Raw genomic sequence first — 20710 nt, forward strand, 5'->3', positions numbered from 1 at the left:
TCGCCGTATTTCCACCGATACTTGATCGGGGTCAGCTCGACGGTGACGTTTTCATCGAGGACGTCGATGGTTTCCCGCACCACACCATCAACAGCACCAGAGCTGTTGCTGGTTTTGTTGTTTTTGGTGAGGTAGAAGTTGGTCCAGGCGGTGGTGAGGGTGTTGGGTTTGATCGCGTCCGTGGTGACTGCTCCAGGGTGGATGTGGATGCGTTTGGTTTCGGTCTCGATGAGTGTGCGGATTTCGGTGATGGTCAGCGGAGCCTGCTCAGGTGGGGCACCATTCTTAGATGGTTTGCTTTTGGCGCGGCAGGCGAGTTGGGCGGTGGCAGTGTTGGTGGTGTAGAGCAAGTCGTCACGTTGACCGCACTCATCCACAGCCCGTCGGGTGCAGGCTTGGGTTTTAGCCGCATTACGAGCTTTAGAGTCCACCATCTCGGCTACATGCAGGTCACTACCAGCAACCTTAGTGGAAGCAGTTACCGCACCGGAGCGATCCAACGCGCCCGGGGTACAGGCTGGATCCCACAACAAACGCTTCCCAAAAACCTTAGGAGCAGCCGCCGGCGCATGACCATTCTCGCCCGGAAGCGTCTTTCTTATGACTGATTTTTCAGATTTCGTGACAGTGATCGTGGTACTACTTGTTTTTTGGTCGTGATCGGCACTGGGTGAAGCCGATACCGGAGTCACTCCTAAGAGTCCGAGCGTAATTACAGTGCACAAACCTACACTCTGTTTAGTCCGCAATTTGATAGAACCCTTCTAATCGCCATTGCCCCTTAACCCTGCGTAGCTCTACGAAGGCCTGGTCTACCGCGCCGGCGGGATACTCTTCAACAGGTTTGGTTTTCCCCGACGCATAACGCTTACGTGCGGTCTCGCTAACTGAGAAGCGCACCTCGTAAATACCGTCTTCGAGAGGCTCAATGTCGGGCCGTATGTTGTCCACGGTTATGTCGCCGCCGACGTTCCAGGTTTTTTGTTCCTCCATGTTTTTGAGAGCTCTTTCGACTTCCTTGCAGTAATTGCAGGACCTACTCGTCATTTCCCAGAATTCCGGGCGAAGTTTCCCTGTTTCCACTGCGTAGTTGAACTCCTTAGCCCAGTGCTCGATGAACGCGACCTGCCCTGCTTTGCTTTCTTCTTTCGCTACCTCGGGCAAGGGTCCGGGGACGGGGACATTCTGGGCCGGGCGTTTCGGGGTGGCCGGTTTATACGGGCCCTTCGGTGACGGGCTGGCCGAAGGCTTGGGTTTCGCAGGTTCTTTGCCGCTACCGGAAGCGGCCTTGCCTTTCGCTTCCTTGTCGCTCTGGCTTGCAGGCGGCGAGGCGGACGGTGCCGCTTCGGCTGGCTTCGCATCGTCGCTGGATCCGCAGGCGGCTAACCCGGAAACAAGCGCGAGCGTCAGGGCTGTGGCGATAGCGCTTCGTTTTAGATTTGTCATGATGGCGCCCCTTAGGCATGTGTTTCTGTTTAGAACCTAAAGTAGCCAAGCGCATCCAAAAGCACCATAGAAGGGCGAAAGAAAATTTATCTTTCATAACCCGATTACAGCCCGAAAGGTCAAACTTCCTTATAAATACGCGGAAGCTGAATGCTGATGAACCGTTTGTGTACAGGTTTCTCTGTCCGGTACCCCGGAAAGCGTTAGACCTGAAGCTAGCTAGGAGCGTAAAACACACACAAAACCGAGAGTGTAATTCGGTTCACAGCACGGTGAAGGAGCGATTGATTTCAGCGTTTCACGCTACGAGGATTAAGCCGTCCCGCAACGCCACTCGCGCAGCGACAACAGCGTAGCCATTCCAACGCGAGAGGAAATAAAAAAGTCTCGGGACACCGTGTGAACGATGTCCCGAGACTAAACAATTGGTGGGTCCAGAGGGACTCGAACCCCCGACCCTCTCGGTGTAAACGAGATGCTCTAGCCAACTGAGCTATAGACCCAACTGTTGGTTCTCAGTTCACTTTCGATCCCTGAGCACGAATATTTACCCTACCTTATTTTCCTTGCTTTACCCAACTGGGGTGTCCGATGTGGTGATTGCCACATCGGACACCCCAGCCTTAGGTTCACCAGCCGATGTGTCAGATCCACATCGCCGGGTCGATGTATTCACACGGATCGACCGCGGGCTTGCGTTCCTCAGGTTTCGCTGCCCGCGCCTTACCCGGCACGCCGGTAATGATCGAACCAGGGTCGGCGTCCTTCACAACCACCGCGTTCGCTCCGATCTTCGAATCAGCCCCGATCACGACAGGCCCCAGTACCTTCGCGCCAGCGCCGATCGTGACACGGTCACCAATCGTCGGATGTCGCTTAGTTTTAGCGAGCGAACGGCCGCCGAGCGTCACGCCGTGATAGAGCATCACATCGTCACCGATCTCTGCGGTCTCGCCGATCACAACACCCATGCCGTGGTCGATGAAGAAGCGACGGCCGATCGTCGCACCTGGGTGAATCTCAATCCCGGTTGCGAAACGCGTCAGTTGCGAAAGGGCCCGGGCAGGAAGCCGCAGAAGAGGCGACGCATTCCACATGCGGTGGGCGAGCCGGTGCATCCAAATCGCATGCAAACCTGAGTAGACGATCGCGACTTCAGCACCTGAACGCGCCGCCGGATCGTGTGCCCGTGCGTTCGCAATATCTTCCCGGAACGTGGAGATCAATCCCACAGAGGGTCCTTTCGGCCTAGGAGAGGGCTAACTGGTTTCAGCCGCGGATGTCATCGTAGAGCATCGTGGAGATGTAGCGCTCACCGAAATCAGGAACCACGGCTACAATGAGCTTGTCACGGTTCTCCTCACGCTTAGCAACCTCGAGCGCAGCCCACACAGCTGCACCGGAGGAGATCCCGCCGAGGATTCCCTCCTTCGCGCCAAGAGCTCGGGCGGTCTCGATCGATGCGTCCAACGGTGCGTCGATGACCTCGTCATAGATATCGCGGTCAAGGACCTCTGGAATAAAGTTCGCGCCCAGACCCTGGATCTTGTGCGGGCCCGCGTTGCCTTCAGTCAGCAGCGGAGAATCAGCTGGCTCAACAGCGACGACCTTGACCGAATCCTTCTGCTTCTTGAGGTAACGGCCAGCGCCAGTGATGGTTCCGCCCGTGCCAACGCCACCCACGAGGATGTCAACGGCGCCCTCGGTATCGTTCCAGATTTCCGGGCCGGTGGTTGCCTCGTGGATTTCCGGGTTGGCTTTGTTGGAGAACTGGCTGGCCAGGATTGCGTTATCGGTCTCCTGGACGATCTGCTGGGCCTTCTCAACTGCGCCGCGCATACCGTCAGCACCGGAGGTCAAAACGATCTCCGCGCCGAAAGCGCGCAAGATCACGCGACGTTCGCTCGACATTGTCTCTGGCATCGTCAAGACCACACGGTAGCCACGTGCGGCACCAACCATCGCGAGTGCGATGCCGGTATTGCCGGAGGTGCCTTCAACGATGGTTCCGCCCGGCTTCAGAGCTCCGGACTTCTCCGCGGCGTCGATGATCGCGCGACCGATGCGGTCCTTCACCGAGTTAGCGGGATTGTAGAACTCGAGCTTGACCGCGACGTTACCTGGAAGGTCGGCATCAAGATTGTTCAGACGTACGAGCGGGGTGTTTCCGATTGCTTCAGTGACGTTGTTCAGGATTGGCACGTCAGTGCTCCTTTCCTAGAAGAAATGTTTTCCAAAAGACGTTTGGGAAGTGGAATGTTGGGAGTTGTGGATTGGCGAGTCAGTCACCTTCGTGAGCGAGCCACGTTTGCCTTGGGATGAGAGGCCTCCCGACTGGTTTCGCTGTTCAGCCTAGGGAATTGCTTGTGGGCGCGTCGCTTTCAAGAAACTTAACGAAACGTGCCCTGGCAGCGCTCAGTTTGGGGTCGATGATGACATGGCAGTAGCCGGCCTGCCGGTTGCGTTGGTAGTAGTTTTGATGCTCGGTTTCAGCGGCGTACCACGGGCCTAGCGGTTCGATGCTGGTGACAATCGGCTCTGCCCAGTTGGGTTGATTACGTTCGATGGCCGCCTCGAAGAGCTCGGATTGTTCCTTGCTGTTGGTGAACAGCGCGGAGCGGTATTGGGTCCCGACGTCGTAGCCTTGCCCGTTCAGCGTTGTGGGGTTGTGCATCGTGAAGAACATGTCGAGCACGGTGTCATCGCTGATGACGGTGGGGTCGAAGGTCACGGCGACGGCTTCTGCGTGACCTGTGGTGCCGGTGCACACGCTGTAATAGTCCGCGGGTGCGTCGCCGCCTCCTGTGTATCCGGACTCGACGTGGTTGACTCCTCGTACTTGGCGGAACCAAGCGTCGAGGCACCAGAAGCATCCGCCTGCCATGACGATCGTGTGGTCGCTTTGTTGATTCATCAATTGGTTCAACACGTGCGGCGTTGGGAGTGTTCCCGAGACGGGGTTCACGGGTAGCTTAATAGTTATGAGTTCTACTGCATCGGAAGTCTCAGCGGGCAAGGCTCCTACGCTCGCCACGGTTTGGGAGCACATCAATCGGCTGTGGCCTGAGTCTCTAGCGGAGTCGTGGGATGCCGTGGGCCCGGTGACGGGGCGACCTGATCAGCTGATTCGACGCATCGTGTTCGCGGTTGATCCGACCGAGGACGTCGCAGTTGACGCGATCGAACGCGGCGCTGATCTGCTCTTGACACACCATCCTTTGATGTTGCGGGCGGTGAATTCTGTTGCCGGCGACCGCTTCAAAGGCCGCGTAGTGCACACGCTGATCGAGGCTGGTTGCGCTCTCTATACCGCTCACACCTCAGCGGATTCCGCTTTGGGCGGGGTTTCCGACGTCATCATCCGCGGCTTGGGCGTCGAACAATCCGAGCCGCTGGCGCCCGTTGATCGCGGTGTTGAAGGTGAAGGCATCGGCCGGGTGGGCGACCTGGCTGAGGAATGCACGCTAGCGGAGTTCGCCGAACGGGTCTACAGCATCATGCCGTCCGTGGCTGGCGGTGTCCGGGTTGCCGGCAACCCGGAAGGAGCAGTCAAACGCGTTGCAGTGTGCGGCGGGGCAGGGGACTCGCTCTTCGATGCCGTACGCGAATCCAAAGCCGATGTGTACGTAACAGCTGACCTACGCCACCATCCCGCGTCGGAAGCCCGCGAAGCCGCGGTGAATGACCGCCCGTATCTCATCGATGTATCGCATTTCGCATCGGAATGGTTATGGCTACCCGCAGCGGCCGATGCGTTGAGCCGTTCCCTGCAAGATGACGGCTTTGATGTTGTATGCCAGGTGAGCCAAGTCAACACGGACCCGTGGGATTTCATTCTGACCCCCTGAAATAGTCTCGCAGTTTGCAACGTTTCCAGCCCCGGCTTCTAGATGCGGGTTCAGGGAAGCGTGGGAGAATAGAAAGATAGGCAGTGAGGCCTCGGATACGGAAGTAGGGATCGTCGTGGTTACTGCAACACGTGAGCATCAAGAGCTGTTGCTTGAGATTCAGGATTTGATCTCCTCGGTGGCTCAATGGCGCCGCGAGCACGATGCGGTTGCCACAGCCGAGCGCGTCCGTCAGGCGCGCGCCGATGCGATCCAAGCGCGTGCTGAACGTGACGATGAACTGCGCCAGCTTGACGTGCTGAACCGTTCGGTTGCCGACCTTGAGAACGCGATCGCCGAGCTCGCAACAGATATCGACGTGAAGGAAGAGCAGCTGCTTGCCGGTGTGGAGCCGCGTAGCGAGGCCGACCGTTTGGCGCGGATGCTCGATATTTTGCGTGAACGACGCTCCACCCTCGAAGAAACCCTTGTTGACACGGCCGAAGAGCGTGAAGAGAAACGAGCCGACGCTCAAGCCGCTGAACGTGTCTTGAGCGCGGCCGTGGCGGAGAACCAGGCGGCACAAGTGTATGTGCGCGATACGCGGGCATCTCTCGTTGAACGTACTAACGCAGCCGAGGCTCAACGGCAAGAAGCGAGCGCCAAACTAGCTCCGGAACTGCTTGAGCTTTTTGAGAAGCTGGTCGCCGAACACGGGGTTGGGGTTGCCCGCCTCGATAACGACACCTGCACAGCAACCGGGTTGCCTTTGAACCCGCAAGAACTCGAACACATCCGAGCACTCGGGGAAGAGGAACTCGCGTTCTGCCCCCAAACCGGGATTATCCTCGTACGTGAGCGCGGTGCCTAACTGAGTGCGTGGACACGGTGCGTAACTGGTCGTATGAGCGCGGCTAGTTTTCGTCGAGAACGACCGTGAGTTGCCCGGCCTTGCGTGGGGTGGGTTCGGTGAGTTCTGTTTGTGGCCAATGTTTCTGCATCGCGGTGAGCAGGGCATGCGGAGTTTGGGGTCCTTCGCCACGGGTTTGCATGAGTAGACGAGCAACTATCCCGCGCGTGTGTTTAGCGTGATGCGAGACGACCTTGCGTTTCCCATCTTTGATCTGAACCACGTTGACGGTCACGGTCTGTTGGGGGTCTGGAACGTAGGCTGCTTGATAGGCCGCTGAGCGGCAATCGACGATGAGCTCGCCTTCCGCGCGGTCTGCAAGCGCTGTGGCGAGCCGTGGTTTCCAGTATGTCCCGAGTTTGCCGAGCTCGGGTAGCTTCACGTCCATCGACAACCGATACGCCGGGATGCGATCGGCCAGCCCGACAACACCCCACAACGCTGAGATCACAAAGATCCGGTCTGCGGCCTTTCTCTTCTGTGTTGGGCTCATCCCTGCGTAGTCCAGGGCGTCGTAAAGCACACCAGTGTAGATATCGTGCGCGGGAGCGGCTGGGGCATCGAAGATATCGATGTTGCGTTCAATCTCGTGAGCAACAGCCTTGCCGACTCCAAGGACCTCCGCGGCATCGGCCCCCACAGAAACCTCCTCAAGGTGGCGTGCCACTTCACGGCGGGCCTCGGCCAGTTCCGGGCATGCGAGCGAGTCAAGGTCGATGCTCGCGCCGTTGCTGGCGGGTGTCTTACCTTCGGAAGGCGGCAGAAGAATCATCACGATGGCCATCATAGCCGCGCAGAAACCTGAGCGGGCCGCATGCATGGGTAGGATGAAGGGTGCGGAAGGAGACGGACAGACGATCGCGACACAGTATGTCGAGGAAAGTCCGGACTCCACAGGACAGGGTGGTGGATAACGTCCACTCAGGGTGACCTGCAGGAAAGTGCAACAGAGAGCAGACCGCCGCGATCCATGATTGGGTGCGTGGTAAGGGTGAAAGGGTGGTGTAAGAGACCACCGGCGCGCTAGGTGACTAGCGCGGCCAGGAAAACCCCACCCGGAGCAAGACCGAGCAGACTACACGATCAGGCTGTCCGCCGAAGTAGTCGGGTTGGTTGCTTGAAGCCACCAGCAATGGCGGCTCTAGATAGATGATCGTCCCGCGGGGTGCGGTAACGCGCCTCGTGTACAGAATCCGGCTTATGGCCGTCTTCTTCCGCCACAGCATCGTTCTGGTACGCCCCCTCAGGCGCTCCACGTCCAAGCTAGTCTTTGCGTGGAAGCGGGTGGCTTTATGGCTCTCTTAGCCAGAGCCGCTCCCTTAGGTAGAATGGTATGCGGATTAGCGCGCGCACCGAACAGGTGGAGCGGGCACCACACCGTCTTGGCCAGCGAACGCTCACAACATGCGTGGTTGCTGGCTGATCCAATCAACCAGGAGTTGTCAGTGACCCAGCAGACTGAAGCTGTATACGCAGACTGGAAGAACCGTGAGGCTCTAGCGGAGAAGATGATTCCGCTGATCGGTCGTCTCTACCGCGAAAACAACGTGGTGACCTCGATCTACGGTCGCAAACTGATCAATGTTTCAGTAGTCGACATCCTCAAGGCTCACCGTGTGGTTCGCCGCATTGAGGGCAAGGAACTCGACCCGCAGCGCACCTACGATCTGCTGGTGAAGCTCGATGAACTCAACCCAGGCAACGTCTCGATCGACCTGGGCCGCCTGAACCGTGCACTTGAAGAGAAGGGTGCAGACGACGCGGATGCGTTCCTCGCTGAACTCTACGCAGACGTTCTAGGTCAGAAGGCAGACGCGAGCGGCGCTCGCGACGTTGTCCTCTACGGTTTCGGGCGCATCGGCCGTCTCCTGGCCCGCATCCTCATCGAACGTGGCGGCGTGGGCCTGCGCCTGCGCGGTGTCGTCGTCCGTAAGGGCGCAGACAACGACCTGCAGAAGCGCGCATCCCTGCTGCGCCGCGACTCGGTTCACGGCGCATTCGACGGCACGATCGTTGTTGACGAAGAGAACAACACGATCACCGCTAACGGCACCCAGATCCAGTTCATCTACGCTAACGATCCAGCCCAGGTGGACTACACCCAGTACGGCATCGAGAACGCCATCGTGGTTGACAACACCGGCCGCTGGCGCGACGAAGAAGGCCTCGGTCAGCACCTCAAGGCTAAGGGCACCAGCGCGGCCCTGCTGACCGCACCAGGTAAGGGCGACATCAAGAACATCGTGTTCGGTGTCAACGACGGCGACATCACCGCCGAAGACACGATCCTCTCGGCAGCTTCCTGCACGACCAACGCGATCACCCCAGTCCTGAAGGCCGTCAACGACCGCTACGGCGTTGTACAGGGCCACGTCGAGACCGTCCACGCGTTCACTAACGACCAGAACCTCATCGACAACTTCCACAAGGGCGAGCGCCGCGGCCGCTCCGCTGTCCTGAACATGGTGCTCACCGAAACCGGTGCCGCGAAGGCAGTAGCGAAGGCCTTGCCGGAGCTGGAAGGCAAGCTCACCGGTAACGCCGTACGCGTACCAACCCCGGATGTTTCGATGGCGATTCTCAATCTGACCCTTGAGAAGGAAACCTCGGTCGAGGACATCAACAACTTCCTACGCGAAACCTCGCTCTCGGGTGAACTGCACAAGCAGATCGACTACACCGACTCCCCAGAGGTTGTGTCCACTGACTTCGTCGGTTCCCGCCGCGCCGGCATCGTTGACGGCCGCGCAACCATCGTCGCAGCCGATAAGAAGCACGTGATCCTCTACGTTTGGTATGACAACGAGTTCGGTTACTCGTGCCAGGTGGTACGCATCATCGAGAAGATGGCAGGCAGCCACCCGGTCGCAATCCCAGCCGTCAAGTAAGGCAGCCGATTCAGCCCGACTAGCGGCATAGAACGAAAGGTGTGGCCCGGAGGTTTTCCTCCGGGTCACACCTTTCTCCGTTGCACGCCTGTATCTGTCTGGCAGCGGGCGGGTTCCTAGTGTCCGAAAGGGTCAGGGTCAACGCCGGGCATCCAGGTTAGCCCCGGCTCGGTCATCCCGGCTTTCTTCCGTTCGCGCTTCCACCGGCGGGTCCACCGGTCATTGAGCATGTCAACATAGAGCTTGCCTTCAAGATGCCAGTATTCGTGCTGCAGGATGCGAGCGAACCATCCGGTCGCCTCGAAGTCAACGGGGTTACCGTCAACGTCGATACCGGTCAGGTGCGCGTAGTCGGCGCGCTGCAGTGGGAAATCCAGCCCGGGAACTGACAAGCACCCTTCGGTGTGCCGCTCCGGATCAGGGTTAGCACCCGAGACCTTCGACAACGTGATCTGAGGGTTGATGACCACGCCGCGGCTCGGTGCATCGTCTTCATGCTCATCGTAGTCCCACGTGAAAATCCTCAAGCCCACACCAACCTGAGGTGCGGCAAGACCCACACCGTTAGCCGCATCCATGGTTTCGAACATGTCCGCAACCAAGGTGCGGACCTCGTCGTCAATCTCGGTGACGTCAGCGGCACGCTGATGCAGGACCGGCTCTGTATAGATCACTATGGGGCGTACGGCCACGAGGGAAGCTCCTGGTGTTGTTGGAAAACTGTGGGGTTTAGCGTTTGTTGTAGACGCCGCGGGCTTGGAACACAGGTTCGGACGTCACCTGCACACCAAGGTTACGGAAGATGCCTTCGTCGACTGAGCCGAGGATCGTGGTTGTGTGGACGTCGCACCCCCGTAAGGCCTGGAGCTGGTCCAATGCGGCGCGTGCGTTCGGGTCACGCTCCGCGGACACCGACAACGCAATCAGGACCTCGTCGGTGTGAAGCCGCGGGTTCTGGGATCCGAGGTGATCGATCTTCAGCGACTGGATCGGACGGATCGACGTCGGCGCGAGCAACTGCACTTCCTTGGGCAATCCAGCAAGATGCTTGAGCGCGTTCAGCAGGGTAGCGGAGCACGTTCCGAGCAATGCCGAGGTCTTGCCGGTGACGATCGTTCCGTCGTGCAGCTGGATAGCCGATGCGGGCGCGTCGGTTTCTTCAGCGACCTTGAGCGCCGGACCGACCACCGCGCGGTCTTCCGGAGTGCAACCGACCTTACCCATCACCAGAGAGATGCGGCGTGAATAGATCGGGTCGAGCCCCTCGCGGCGCTCTTGGACTCGAGCCTTATACCAGCGGCGGATGATCTCTTGGGTTGCGGCCTCCCGGCAGACATCGTCGTCGATGATCGCGTCAGCAACCATGTTGACGCCCATGTCGGTGGGGGATTCGTAGGGGGAGCCGCCAGCGAGTTCATCGAGCAGGGTCTTCAGTAGCGGGAAGACCTCGACGTCGCGGTTGTAGTTAATGGCTTGCTCACCGTATGCGGCGAGGTGGAACGGGTCGATCACGTTGACGTCATCAAGGTCCGCGGTCGCTGCCTCATAAGCGAGGTTGACCGGATGATTCAACGGCAGGTTCCAGACTGGGAAGGTCTCAAACTTCGCGTAACCGGAGGTCGTGCCGCGTTGGTGATCGTGATAAATCTGCGAAAGGCACGTCGCAAGCTTGCCAGACCCTGGCCCCGGGGCAGTGACCACGATGAGATCGCGGGTTGTTTCGACGTATTCGTTACGCCCTAAGCCCTCGGGGGAGACCACCTGGTCTGTGTCGTCTGGGTAACCGGAAATCGTGCGGTGCACAGCGACTTTGAGTCCGAGTTTGATCAGGCGCGCCTTGAAACGCTCCGCGGCCTCATTGCCTTCTTCGAAACGCGTCAAGACGATGTGCTCCACAAGGAAACCCATATCGCGGAACGCGTCGATCAAACGCAGAGCGTCTTCTTCGTACGGGATGTTCAGATCGGCCCTGACCTTGTTCCTCTCGAGGTCTTTCGCGTTGAGGGTGACCAAGATCTCGAGTTCGTCGGTCAGCGTCTGAAGCATCCGGATCTTGTTGTCAGGAGTGAAACCTGGCAGCACGCGTGAAGCGTGGAGATCGTCGAAGAGCTTGCCGCCCATCTCCAGGTACAGCTTGCCGCCGATCTGTTCGCGGCGTTCAGCAATGTGCTTGGATTGGAGCTCGATGTAACGGAGAGGGTCGAACCCGACTTTGCGCTGGAACTGCGTGGACATGGTGCTGCATCCTCCAAACTGTCGGGGGCGATTCAACTGCGGCATAGCCACAAGTTCCGCACCCTCCCAGCAGTCCGCCATTGAATGCGGGCCTGGGCCATACAGAGGATAAGTCTAACCCCCGGAAGCGCCCGGAAAGGTATTTCGCTAGAAATGGCATGAGGTGGCCGCATAGCATAGTTGTGCCGCGCAGAGGAGAAATGTTGTGCCGGCCACACCAGGAATGAGCGCTTCACGAACTTGGCAAGAAAGGTGTGTAACTTTCACTGATATTTTGCTGGAGATGTGGGCAACGTTGAGGATTCTTCTGGTTCGAGAAGGCGTTGAATGAGTCGGCGAGGAATAGCATGTTGGTTTCGGCATCGAATACGTAGACCAGACGCGCGGGTTTGCACCGCATACCGTCTCTAGTAACGCTAGTTCCCATATGTCGGGAATCTCCGGGGCGGGCTAGTTCAGCTCTCGATCTGCCAACATCACTCGTTGCGTGCTACCCAAACTCAGATCACGCACAGAACACACAACCGTCTCCACGCTGGGACTGACTCGCAAGTTTAAGGCGACAGATAGGACCTAAGACTCGACGATTGCTAAGGATAATTAAGTATCTCGCGACATACGCAAAAAGCCGCTCGAGCGGTTCCGCTGGCGTGTCAGTCTTCAGGCTACCTGGGTCGTTCGAAACACTTAGTTGCGAGAGCTCCGGTCCACATATATTAGGGCAAATATAGGTTTCCGTTTTTGTGGAATTGCTGCAGTCTGAACTCGGGCTTGCATTCGAGTAGTTGGGGGAAGGCTAGATCGGAAGCGCAGGACTTCGAGAACAGCCAATCTCTTGCTAGTGCCGTGCGTGTACTTTATAAACAGCAGCAAAGAGACGAGCACTGCCAGCAGTATGTATGCACACACAGCGAATGCAAGGGCGTAGTAGTTGTCAGTGAGCTGCATCGAATCATTCGCTTTAGAGGAAGCGATCACCCTCTCAAGCGCTGTCCCAAACGCGAATATGGTTGTGACTAGTAGCGCTGAGAGCGTTATTACGATCGTGAGGATCTGCGTTGCTGAATGAGCGTGCGCTGCATTGTATGACAAATAGGCGATCGACTGCTCTTGTGGGTCAGCAATATGTTCTTGTTCTTCCTTGGCCATCAGCTCATTCACCGAGTCAAGGATCCGACGCCGCTTCCGCGTAGGACCAAAACGGTCAAAAACCCTTTTACAAAAGCCTTTCATGCAGAAGATATTATCGCTTGATGAAAGGGGTTTCCATAAACATTTTCTAGCAAAGGCGCCCTATAGGACGTCTAAAATCACAACGAGAAGCGGGAGAAGTTGTGGTGACCATGAGTCCATTGACCTGGTACCAAGGATACATGGGGACTAACTATCGAGGTAGCAACGTGTATCCATATCTCGCTTGCTCGGGTAGGTATTTCGGCAAGGATGAATTTAGAACGCCTGTACCACTGAGCCAAAGAATCTAGTGCCTCTTGGAGAACTGCTAACAAGTCAGCGAAGTCTCGCCCGGTTCGTCGCGAAGGAGATGAAAAAGGTCTCCCGACCTACAGGAGAAGCGGGCAGCACAGTTACGAGCCTCTCCGTTTCGCTCTTGGGTAGTGATGCTTGGCGAAGGATCTGAGTTGAAGGCCCGAAGCGAACAAAATGAAGAGGCCCTATTCGTCGCGACAAGTATGTTGCCTGTCTCAACGAATAGGGCCTCTCGTACCTGGGTGAGTGACGGGGCTTGAACCCGCGACCTTCTGGACCACAACCAGACGCTCTACCGGCTGAGCTACACCCACCATATTCAGTTGTCAGCCTCCCACGTTGGTTTCGGCTGGAACCGAAGCGCCTGGGATTGAGGCAACAGCAGAGACTCTACACGTTAAAGTGTTGGCAACCTAATCGCATGCGTTCACCGTGGCGAAAGCAACACAAAAACGGGGTAGGCCTCGCTGTTGCTCATCGTAGCGCTGTGTTTCATGATCTCGCTGCCTTCATGATGGTGCGGCGGTAGTAAGCGAGCTCATCGATCGAGTCTTGAATGTCACCCAGAGCCCGGTGGTTACCGGTCTTAGCGGGTGCCGCATCGAAATCTTGCGGGTACCAGCGGCGGGCAAGCTCCTTGATCGAGGACACATCGACGATGCGGTAGTGCAGATGATCAATCACCTCAGGCATGTCGCGGGCCAAGAACAAGCGGTCATTGCCTATCGAATTACCCGCAAGCAGCGCGATGCCCGCCTCGGGGACGAACCGTTGAATATAGCTCAGAACAGAATCTTGAGCCGCTTGCATCGAAACACCGGCATCGAGCTCTTCCAACAACCCCGAATTCGTGTGCATACGAGTCACGAAATCGTCCATACGCTCAATCGCCCCAGCAAGTGGCTTGATGACCACGCTGATGCCCTCATCAACCGGCTGCAACTGCGCGTCAGTGATGATCACAGCGACTTCGATCAGGGCATCGTTAACCGCATCGAGGCCCGTCATTTCGCAGTCGATCCACACCAGCGGCATGTCATCGCGGCCCAACGTCCGGCTGTTGTGTGAGGTGGGTTTTGTTCCGATTGCAGATCCGGAATGATGAACCTGGTCAGATTTCGTTGCATGATCAGAGCGAGATTCCATAGATCTCAGCGTAACCTTAGGGGAGCACGGTTGTAGAGAACCGGGCTTATAAACAGCGCCTCATTGAGCTCGAATCGAACAGGGGAGTCATGGATCACAGCGTTACAGCGCACGAAAGCCCGCAGGCTTCGTCTCGGCCACGCTCCTCACGTTCGGCGTGGTCGCGTATGCGTAGACGCGTGCTCCCTGATGCTTTGCGGCTCAACACCACCGTATGGGTCGGTTTCCTCGCATCGGTGCTCGCAGCGGTTTCCGCTTGGGCCATCGGGTTTGTAGCCAACACGCCAGATGCGACCTTCACCGGCTCTACATTCGTGAATGCTTTGCGCGCTAATGACGCGGTCCTCTGGGCGGCAGTCATCGGGCTCGCTACGGCCGTTGGGCTCGCAAGTCACGCCTGGATCCAGCTTGCCCGCCGCCTCTCGCTATCGGACGGGCACCACGTCCAGACCCGCATCGTGGTTCTATGGAGCGCGCCGTGGTTCTTCGCGCCACCGATCTTCAGCAACGACATGTATTCCTACCTCGCCCAAGGTCGGCTCTTGATGCTGGGTAAAAACCCATACACGGACTGGGTCTCCCAGGTTCCGGGCTGGTTTGGGCAAGGTGCCGCCTCAGTATGGGCGGAATCCGCCTCCCCTTACGGGCCGCTGTTTCTGATCATGGCGGCAGCCGTCGCGCTTGTTTCGTGGGGTAACCCAGACATCGCGCTGTTCCTCTTCCGTCTCATCGCGCTGGTCGGGGTCATCATCTTCATGAAGATCATCCCCAAACTCAGCCGCGACCACGGCGTGAACCCAACCTGGGTTCAATGGGTCACTGCAGCGTCACCGCTTTTCCTGTATTCGATGATCGCCTCAGGGCATAACGATGCGCTCATGGTCGGTCTCATGATGTGGGCATTCGTAGCGCTACGGCGCAATAAAGTAGTCGCTGGGCTGTTGCTGGCTACAGCTGCGATCGCGATCAAACCCATCGTGGTTCTATGCCTGCCGTTCATTGGCCTCACCTGGGCGGGCAAGAACGCGAGCTGGGGCCGCCGCTGGATGTGCTGGATCATTACCGGCGTGACCGTAGCCTTCGTCTTGACCCTCCTCGGAATCGTGACCGGGACGTGGTTCGGTTGGATCACCGCGATGGCTGGACAAGGCATGGCGATCTTCCCCTTCGCTCCGTTTGGGCTGCTCGGTCTAGGGTTCGGCAAACTCGTATCCTTCGCGGGTGGAGCACAAGCAGGTTTGATCGCCCAAGCCCTCTTCTATGCGGTCGGTAAACTCATCGCTATCGGGCTCGCCGTGTGGTTCGCGCTAGCCCGCCCCAAGATCTCGCCACTGACGGCATCCGGCCTCGTACTCCTGGCGGCAAGCCTGCTCAACCCCGTCATCCAGCCGTGGTACTTCTACTGGTTCTTGCCGTTCTTGCTGTGCCGCCGCATGTACTTCGGATTCGTTGAACAGCTCATCGTGTGGGGAAGCATTGCCCACGTCATCTGGACTACCTCAACACAGATCTCACTACCGCCATGGCAAGAACTCGGTAGCTTCCAGCTTGTATTCATCCTGATCTCTACCACCATCAGCATCCTGGCAGTGAGCCTTCCACGTACTCAACGCAAGCTACTTGTTCCACCAGCATGGCGTGACGTTCGCACACCAGCCAGGACCAGCATCGTTGTACCAACCCTAAGCAGATGGCACAGAAGCACCATCGGGCCTGGCATCTACAGCAGCCCGCGTGTCATTGACGAACGCGTCTGGTAACCCCGCGCGTGCGTCCCTCATGGTGAGAAACCGCATTGGTGAGCAACTACACAGTGCAGTCATGAAACCTTCAGGTTCAACCGGTAGTCTAGAGCGGGTGCCTGAAGCGGAATAGTGCGCGCTCTAAAGAACTCGCGCTTGGTCCTGTATACGGCACTGCACCCGTTCGGGAACACCGCTTGATCTAAGGAGCTGGCAGCACCGGTGACGAGAGCATGGAAAGAACTAGACGACCGCTTGCGCGAAAAAGTCGTTGCATACATCGACGAATACCGCGAAATGCGGCCAGAGCTGGAAGTCATCACCGAACAGTTGCGTGTGCAGATCAAACAGCTTTTCAATGACACCGATGTGCGGCCACTCTTCGTGGCGGCACGCACCAAATCGGTTGAATCTTTTCGGCAGAAGGCCTCCCGCACGGTGTATTCGAAGGAAGAAGGCCAAGAGCGGGAACTTGAATTCCCGGACCCCATTTCGATGATGCACGACATCGTGGGCATCCGCGTGATCGTCCAGTTACCACGCCAAGTCAGGGCCGCAGCGCAGATCATCAAACGCTGCCGCAACGAGTTCTATATCGAATCTGACCGCGAGAAAGACACCGGCTCGGTGGAGACTGGCACCTACGGCTACTCCTCACGGCACCTCATCGTGCGGCCCAAAGACAATCCAATAGTCGCCGAATATGAAGCGCGGCACCCTCAACGTGTCTTACCGTTCGTGTTCGAAATCCAGATCCGTACGATCCTCACGCACGCTTGGAGCGAATTCGAGCACGAAATCCGGTTCAAACGCAGAAACTCGGAAGCCTGGACTCCATACCTTGACCGTGAGTTCACTGGTGCTGCTGCGATGCTTGATTCAGTTGAGCACCTGTTCACCGACATCGATCACCGTCACCAGCGCATCCTCGCTTTCTGGGACGCGAACGGTGTTGGGGGAGAAGAGCTAACGTCTGAACTGATCGGTGAAGTGTGGTCCACGATGTGGCCGCACCTTGAATATAAAGAAGACTCCGACTGGGGTTGGGCGCTCGAATTGCTCGCCGCGCACAACATCACCACACCTAAAGGGCTTGCATCCCTACTAGATGCGACAACGATCACGCATGTGCGCCAGGCCCTGGACCACCGATTCTCTCCAGGCCCGGAGCGCCTACTTGATGACCTGTTGCTGTGGAAGTTCGGCTACAACCATCTCGACTTGACCGCCCAGGACGATCCGCGGCGACGCGCATCGCTCTCGCGGCGTCTGCAACAGATCCGTACATACCGGCGGCAAGGAATGCAGCCGGAGTGATGCCGCAACCCCGAGTAGCACCGTAACGCCGAGTAGGGGACGCAACCTAGGGGGCGGAGCTTAAGCCCGGGGATACGCCGGTGTGGTGTAGCGGCTGGTGAGGCGTGGCGGCTAGTAACGCGCCGCTAGAAACCGGGCTTGGAAAACTAGATGAGAACTAGATGCGTGGCAGGTTGTTGCGGGACCATTGGGCCTTGCGCACAATGGTTGCCGGGATACCTCGAACCAGTGAGCCGGCAGGGATTTCCTCATCGATCAACGGGGTCATTTCCAGAATGCTGCCGGTACCGATATGGGAACCTGCGCGCAGCTGAACGTCCGAGCCGGTCACCAACACCTGGTTTTCGATCGTGACGGCGTTCTTGCTCGCTCCACCGAAAGAGGCCTCGGAATCCGCATCGATCCACACGTCCGTGCGGAAGTAGCAGTCTGATCCGACTGAAACCTGGGCCTCGGGGACAGTGGCGATGTTCAACACGCCCTCTGTCGTAACGTTCTCTCCGATCACGATGTTAGCGCTTTCGGCAACAATCACTTCGATGTTGAGGTTCTTATTGCCTGAACCGATGACGAGCTGACCGTTATCGCCAAGGAAACGGGCCTTCAAGCCAGAAAGCATGACGGAACCATCGATCACTACACGGTTGTTACGACCTTCAAAGGTGAACTCGACGTCGGAAGGGAGCGTGTTGTGGTGGGCCACGAAGTTGCCGCGGCTATCCAGGGGAGAGGTACGGAAGTCGTGTTGACCTTTCGCCGCACGGTTCGATGAAGCGGTGTTGGAGGCGGTCATCGTGCCGCGGTATTGCTGTTGCATGGTCCCTTCCCTGATCTGAACAGAACCAAAACTGTGGCTCGTGTACATCAAATTCTAAGACCTTTTCTGTGTTGTGCCGATATTCCTACTGTGCACGGTCCCGTGAGCCGCCAGTAAGCGCCCCCGGCGCGACTCGAACGCGCGACCGGCAGATTAGAAGTCTGCTGCTCTATCCAACTGAGCTACGGAGGCCGGATGCCTCAAGGCTGGGATAGAGGCAACCCCTTCAGCATAACGGTTTGATCCGTTGTTCACATTCCCCAACTCACAAGGATTCATCCACAAATCTGCGCTCCACCGTCTTTTTCGGCCCTGTTTTCGTGAACCTGATAGTGCAAGAGCTCTCAACGCAATCGCTATACCGAGCACTACCTAAGGAGAAGAAGATGACCGATTATGTATCGCTACGGGGATTCGTTGCAACAGAAATCCAACTGAAACACCACGAGAACTTCAAGGTCGCCTCGTTCCGGCTAGGGTGCCCCGAATCACGTTTCAACCGGGAAACCCAAGAGTGGGAGGAAACGGGGATCAACTGGTATTCGGTCTCCGCTTTCCGTGACCTTGGCAGCAATGTGATGTGCTCGCTATCGAAGGGGGACCGCGTCATGGTTTCGGGCCGTCTCAAAGTCAGGCAGTTTACGCGGGAGGACAACAGCACCGGCACCACTGTTGAAGTTCTGGCGGATGCGGTTGGGCCGGACCTCCTGTTCGGTACCGCTTCATATGTCCGTACCTCCCAAGCCAAGCGTGGCACTGGCGCGGCCAATGGGGAAGCCCGAAGCGAAGAAGCCCGTAACGGGCTCAGCAACGGTATTGGCAATACGGAGACAGGCAACGAAAGCCCCGCCGGCAACGTGGACTCATCCGCATCATCGTCCACCACGTTCGCTTTCGGTTCCACCACACTCGTAGAAGACGATGCAGATGAGGATGTGACTGCCCGGCTCACTGCCTGAGGCTGAGCTTGAGTGCCCGCACCCGTAAGTGTCAGGCGGCAATAGCCGTTGCACATTATTGGTGCCCTGCTTTGGGTGATGTAGTGCTTTGCTGATGTAGTGCGACAGGGCCGTGGTAGGGGACTAGAATGGTTGATGGCCGCACCCGGCCCTGTCCGCGCGCCCAGGAACTGATCTCTTGCGGCGGAATAGCAACCGAAAGGAAACATGGCGGAGTTCATCTACACCATGGTCAAAGCCCGCAAGGCGGTGGGCGACAAAGTCATTCTCGACGATGTCAGCATGTCGTTCTATCCCGGGGCAAAGATTGGCGTTGTCGGCCCGAATGGCGCCGGTAAATCCACGATTCTGAAGATCATGGCGGGCCTTGACCAGCCATCCAACGGCGAAGCCCGCCTCAGCCCTGGCTATTCCGTAGGGATCCTGTTGCAGGAGCCACCTCTCAACGAAGAAAAGACCGTACTGGGCAACGTCCAGGAAGGCGTTGGGGAGATCTACGAGAAGCTGCAACGCTACAACCAGATCTCTGAAGAGATGACCCAGCCAGACGCTGACTTCGATGCGTTGCTTGAAGAGATGGGGTCGCTTCAAGCCGATATCGACGCAGCTGATGCGTGGGATATCGACTCGCAGCTTGAGCAAGCGATGGACGCGCTCCAGCTACCGCCAGCAGATGCTGATGTAACCCACCTCTCCGGTGGTGAGCGTCGCCGTGTCGCCTTGTGTAAGCTCCTGCTGCAGAAGCCAGACCTGCTGCTACTCGACGAACCAACCAACCACCTGGACGCCGAATCCGTCTTGTGGCTCGAACAGCACTTGAAGACGTACCCAGGTGCTGTGCTCGCTGTAACCCACGATCGTTACTTCCTCGACCACGTTGCCGAGTGGATCGCTGAAGTCGACCGCGGCCGCCTCATCCCGTATGAAGGCAACTACTCAACCTACCTTGAGAAGAAGCGTGAACGTCTCGAGGTTCAGGGTAAGAAGGACGCGAAGCTCGCCAAGCGCCTGCAGGACGAGCTTGAATGGGTCCGCACTAACACTAAGGGACGTCAGTCCAAGCAGAAGGCTCGCCTGGCTCGCTATGAAGAGATGGCGGCTGAAGCAGAGAAGATGCGTAAGCTCGACTTCGAGGAAATCCAGATCCCGCCAGGCCCGCGCCTAGGCAATCTGGTACTTGAAGCCAACGAGATCAAGAAAGGCTTCGACGGCCGCACGCTCTTCCACAACTTGTCTTTCACGTTGCCTCGCAACGGCATCGTTGGTGTGATTGGACCGAACGGTGTAGGTAAGTCGACCCTGTTCAAGTGCATCGTTGGGCTCGAAGAGATTGACGAAGGCACCCTCAAGGTCGGTGAAACCGTGAAGCTCGCCTACGTCGACCAGAACCGTGCCGGGATCGATCCTGAGAAGTCCGTGTGGGAAGTGGTCTCTGACGGCCGTGACTACATCAACGTTGGTGAAGTTGAAATGCCATCGCGGGCCTATGTTTCCGCGTTCGGCTTCAAAGGCCCTGACCAGCAGAAGAAGTCAGGAGTGCTCTCCGGCGGTGAACGTAACCGTCTCAACCTGGCACTGACCCTGAAACAGGGCGGTAACCTGTTGCTGCTTGACGAACCGACCAACGACCTCGACGTTGAAACCCTCGGTTCCCTGGAGAATGCCCTCGAGAACTTCCCGGGCTGTGCCGTGGTCATTTCCCACGACCGTTGGTTCCTCGACCGCGTGGCAACCCATATTCTCGCTTACGAAGGCACCGAGGAAGATCCAGCCAACTGGTACTGGTTCGAGGGTAACTTCGAAGACTACGAGAAGAACAAGGTTGAGCGCCTCGGCCCAGAAGCCGCGCGCCCAACCCGAGTGACGCACCGCCGCCTCACCCGCGACTAAGGTAGTCGAGAATCCAAATGCTGGTGGCTCCCGCGTTATATAACG

The 20710-nt window shown here is 57.8% G+C and carries 17 protein-coding genes, 3 tRNA genes and 1 other RNA gene; 8 read left to right on the forward strand and 13 right to left on the reverse strand.

Going from position 1 to position 20710, the window contains the following annotated elements; translation table 11 throughout:
* The 6 genes from HMPREF3175_RS03975 to msrA form a co-directional block, all read right to left on the reverse strand.
* Nucleotides 1-500: hypothetical protein (locus HMPREF3175_RS03975; RefSeq protein ID WP_141742459.1), on the reverse strand; the 500-nt coding region annotated here is incomplete at its 3' end.
* 238 nt (nt 501-738) lie between these two features.
* Entirely contained in the window at nt 739-1446 is a 708-nt protein-coding gene (locus HMPREF3175_RS03980; RefSeq protein ID WP_070490770.1) for a DUF6318 family protein, read from the reverse strand.
* Between the two features lie 426 nt (nt 1447-1872).
* Nucleotides 1873-1949, reverse strand: a tRNA-Val gene (locus tag HMPREF3175_RS03985).
* A gap of 141 nt (nt 1950-2090) precedes the next feature.
* Nucleotides 2091-2678: a serine O-acetyltransferase EpsC gene (epsC, locus tag HMPREF3175_RS03990; protein ID WP_070490771.1), complete on the reverse strand. Its 588-nt coding sequence runs from the start codon at nt 2676-2678 to the stop codon at nt 2091-2093.
* A 37-nt stretch (nt 2679-2715) separates the two neighbouring features.
* Nucleotides 2716-3648: a cysteine synthase A gene (gene cysK, locus HMPREF3175_RS03995; RefSeq protein ID WP_070490772.1), complete on the reverse strand. Its 933-nt coding sequence runs from the start codon at nt 3646-3648 to the stop codon at nt 2716-2718.
* 145 nt (nt 3649-3793) lie between these two features.
* Nucleotides 3794-4360 (reverse strand): peptide-methionine (S)-S-oxide reductase MsrA, encoded by a 567-nt coding sequence (gene msrA / locus HMPREF3175_RS04000; protein WP_070490773.1) that lies wholly within the window; start codon nt 4358-4360, stop codon nt 3794-3796.
* Between the two features lie 67 nt (nt 4361-4427).
* Here msrA and HMPREF3175_RS04005 point away from each other — a divergent pair, with 67 nt between their 5' ends.
* On the forward strand, nt 4428-5294 hold the full coding sequence (locus HMPREF3175_RS04005) for a Nif3-like dinuclear metal center hexameric protein (RefSeq protein WP_070490774.1): 867 nt from the start codon (nt 4428-4430) through the stop codon (nt 5292-5294).
* A 115-nt stretch (nt 5295-5409) separates the two neighbouring features.
* Nucleotides 5410-6144, forward strand: coding sequence for a zinc ribbon domain-containing protein (locus HMPREF3175_RS04010; RefSeq protein WP_070490778.1), 735 nt, complete (start codon nt 5410-5412; stop codon nt 6142-6144).
* 43 nt (nt 6145-6187) lie between these two features.
* On the opposite strand, the gene HMPREF3175_RS04015 is transcribed toward HMPREF3175_RS04010, so the two are convergent.
* Nucleotides 6188-6955, reverse strand: a complete 768-nt coding sequence (locus tag HMPREF3175_RS04015; protein WP_256173829.1) for a YaaA family protein — start codon at nt 6953-6955, stop codon at nt 6188-6190.
* A gap of 70 nt (nt 6956-7025) precedes the next feature.
* Here HMPREF3175_RS04015 and rnpB point away from each other — a divergent pair.
* Together rnpB and HMPREF3175_RS04025 are read left to right on the forward strand one after the other, a co-directional pair.
* Nucleotides 7026-7399, forward strand: an RNA gene (gene rnpB / locus HMPREF3175_RS04020) — RNase P RNA component class A.
* Between the two features lie 292 nt (nt 7400-7691).
* The gene (locus HMPREF3175_RS04025) at nt 7692-9071 is read left to right on the forward strand and encodes a glyceraldehyde-3-phosphate dehydrogenase (RefSeq protein ID WP_370977375.1); all 1380 of its coding nucleotides are present in this window, start codon (nt 7692-7694) and stop codon (nt 9069-9071) included.
* A gap of 116 nt (nt 9072-9187) precedes the next feature.
* Here HMPREF3175_RS04025 and def read toward each other — a convergent pair whose 3' ends face one another.
* From def to orn, 4 genes are all read right to left on the reverse strand, one after another.
* Entirely contained in the window at nt 9188-9763 is a 576-nt protein-coding gene (gene def / locus HMPREF3175_RS04030) for a peptide deformylase (RefSeq protein ID WP_070490779.1), read from the reverse strand.
* A 37-nt stretch (nt 9764-9800) separates the two neighbouring features.
* The gene (locus HMPREF3175_RS04035) at nt 9801-11306 is read right to left on the reverse strand and encodes a DUF1846 domain-containing protein (protein WP_070490780.1); all 1506 of its coding nucleotides are present in this window, start codon (nt 11304-11306) and stop codon (nt 9801-9803) included.
* Nucleotides 11307-13035: 1729 nt separating this feature from the next.
* Nucleotides 13036-13108, reverse strand: a tRNA-His gene (locus tag HMPREF3175_RS04045).
* Between the two features lie 178 nt (nt 13109-13286).
* On the reverse strand, nt 13287-13940 hold the full coding sequence (gene orn / locus HMPREF3175_RS04050) for an oligoribonuclease (protein WP_070490783.1): 654 nt from the start codon (nt 13938-13940) through the stop codon (nt 13287-13289).
* An 89-nt stretch (nt 13941-14029) separates the two neighbouring features.
* On the opposite strand from orn, the gene mptB reads away from it, so the two are divergent.
* Complete coding sequence (mptB, locus tag HMPREF3175_RS04055; RefSeq protein ID WP_141739789.1) at nt 14030-15700, forward strand: polyprenol phosphomannose-dependent alpha 1,6 mannosyltransferase MptB; 1671 nt, start codon at nt 14030-14032, stop codon at nt 15698-15700.
* A 204-nt stretch (nt 15701-15904) separates the two neighbouring features.
* The gene (locus tag HMPREF3175_RS04060) at nt 15905-16999 is read left to right on the forward strand and encodes a GTP pyrophosphokinase (protein ID WP_035755052.1); all 1095 of its coding nucleotides are present in this window, start codon (nt 15905-15907) and stop codon (nt 16997-16999) included.
* Between the two features lie 157 nt (nt 17000-17156).
* Here HMPREF3175_RS04060 and HMPREF3175_RS04065 read toward each other — a convergent pair whose 3' ends face one another.
* A complete protein-coding gene (locus tag HMPREF3175_RS04065) occupies nt 17157-17816 on the reverse strand; it encodes an LbetaH domain-containing protein (protein WP_141739790.1) in 660 nt (219 codons plus the stop codon).
* A gap of 118 nt (nt 17817-17934) precedes the next feature.
* Nucleotides 17935-18008: transfer RNA gene (locus HMPREF3175_RS04070), tRNA-Arg, on the reverse strand.
* 194 nt (nt 18009-18202) lie between these two features.
* Between HMPREF3175_RS04070 and HMPREF3175_RS04075 the strand changes: the two genes are divergently transcribed.
* Together HMPREF3175_RS04075 and ettA are read left to right on the forward strand one after the other, a co-directional pair.
* Complete coding sequence (locus tag HMPREF3175_RS04075) at nt 18203-18775, forward strand: single-stranded DNA-binding protein (RefSeq protein ID WP_070490787.1); 573 nt, start codon at nt 18203-18205, stop codon at nt 18773-18775.
* A gap of 207 nt (nt 18776-18982) precedes the next feature.
* A complete protein-coding gene (gene ettA, locus HMPREF3175_RS04080; RefSeq protein WP_035755056.1) occupies nt 18983-20665 on the forward strand; it encodes an energy-dependent translational throttle protein EttA in 1683 nt (560 codons plus the stop codon).
* The last annotated feature ends 45 nt before the right edge of the window (nt 20666-20710 follow it).

The organism is Arthrobacter sp. HMSC08H08 (assembly GCF_001807575.1).
Taxonomy (GTDB): domain Bacteria; phylum Actinomycetota; class Actinomycetes; order Actinomycetales; family Micrococcaceae; genus Pseudoglutamicibacter; species Pseudoglutamicibacter albus.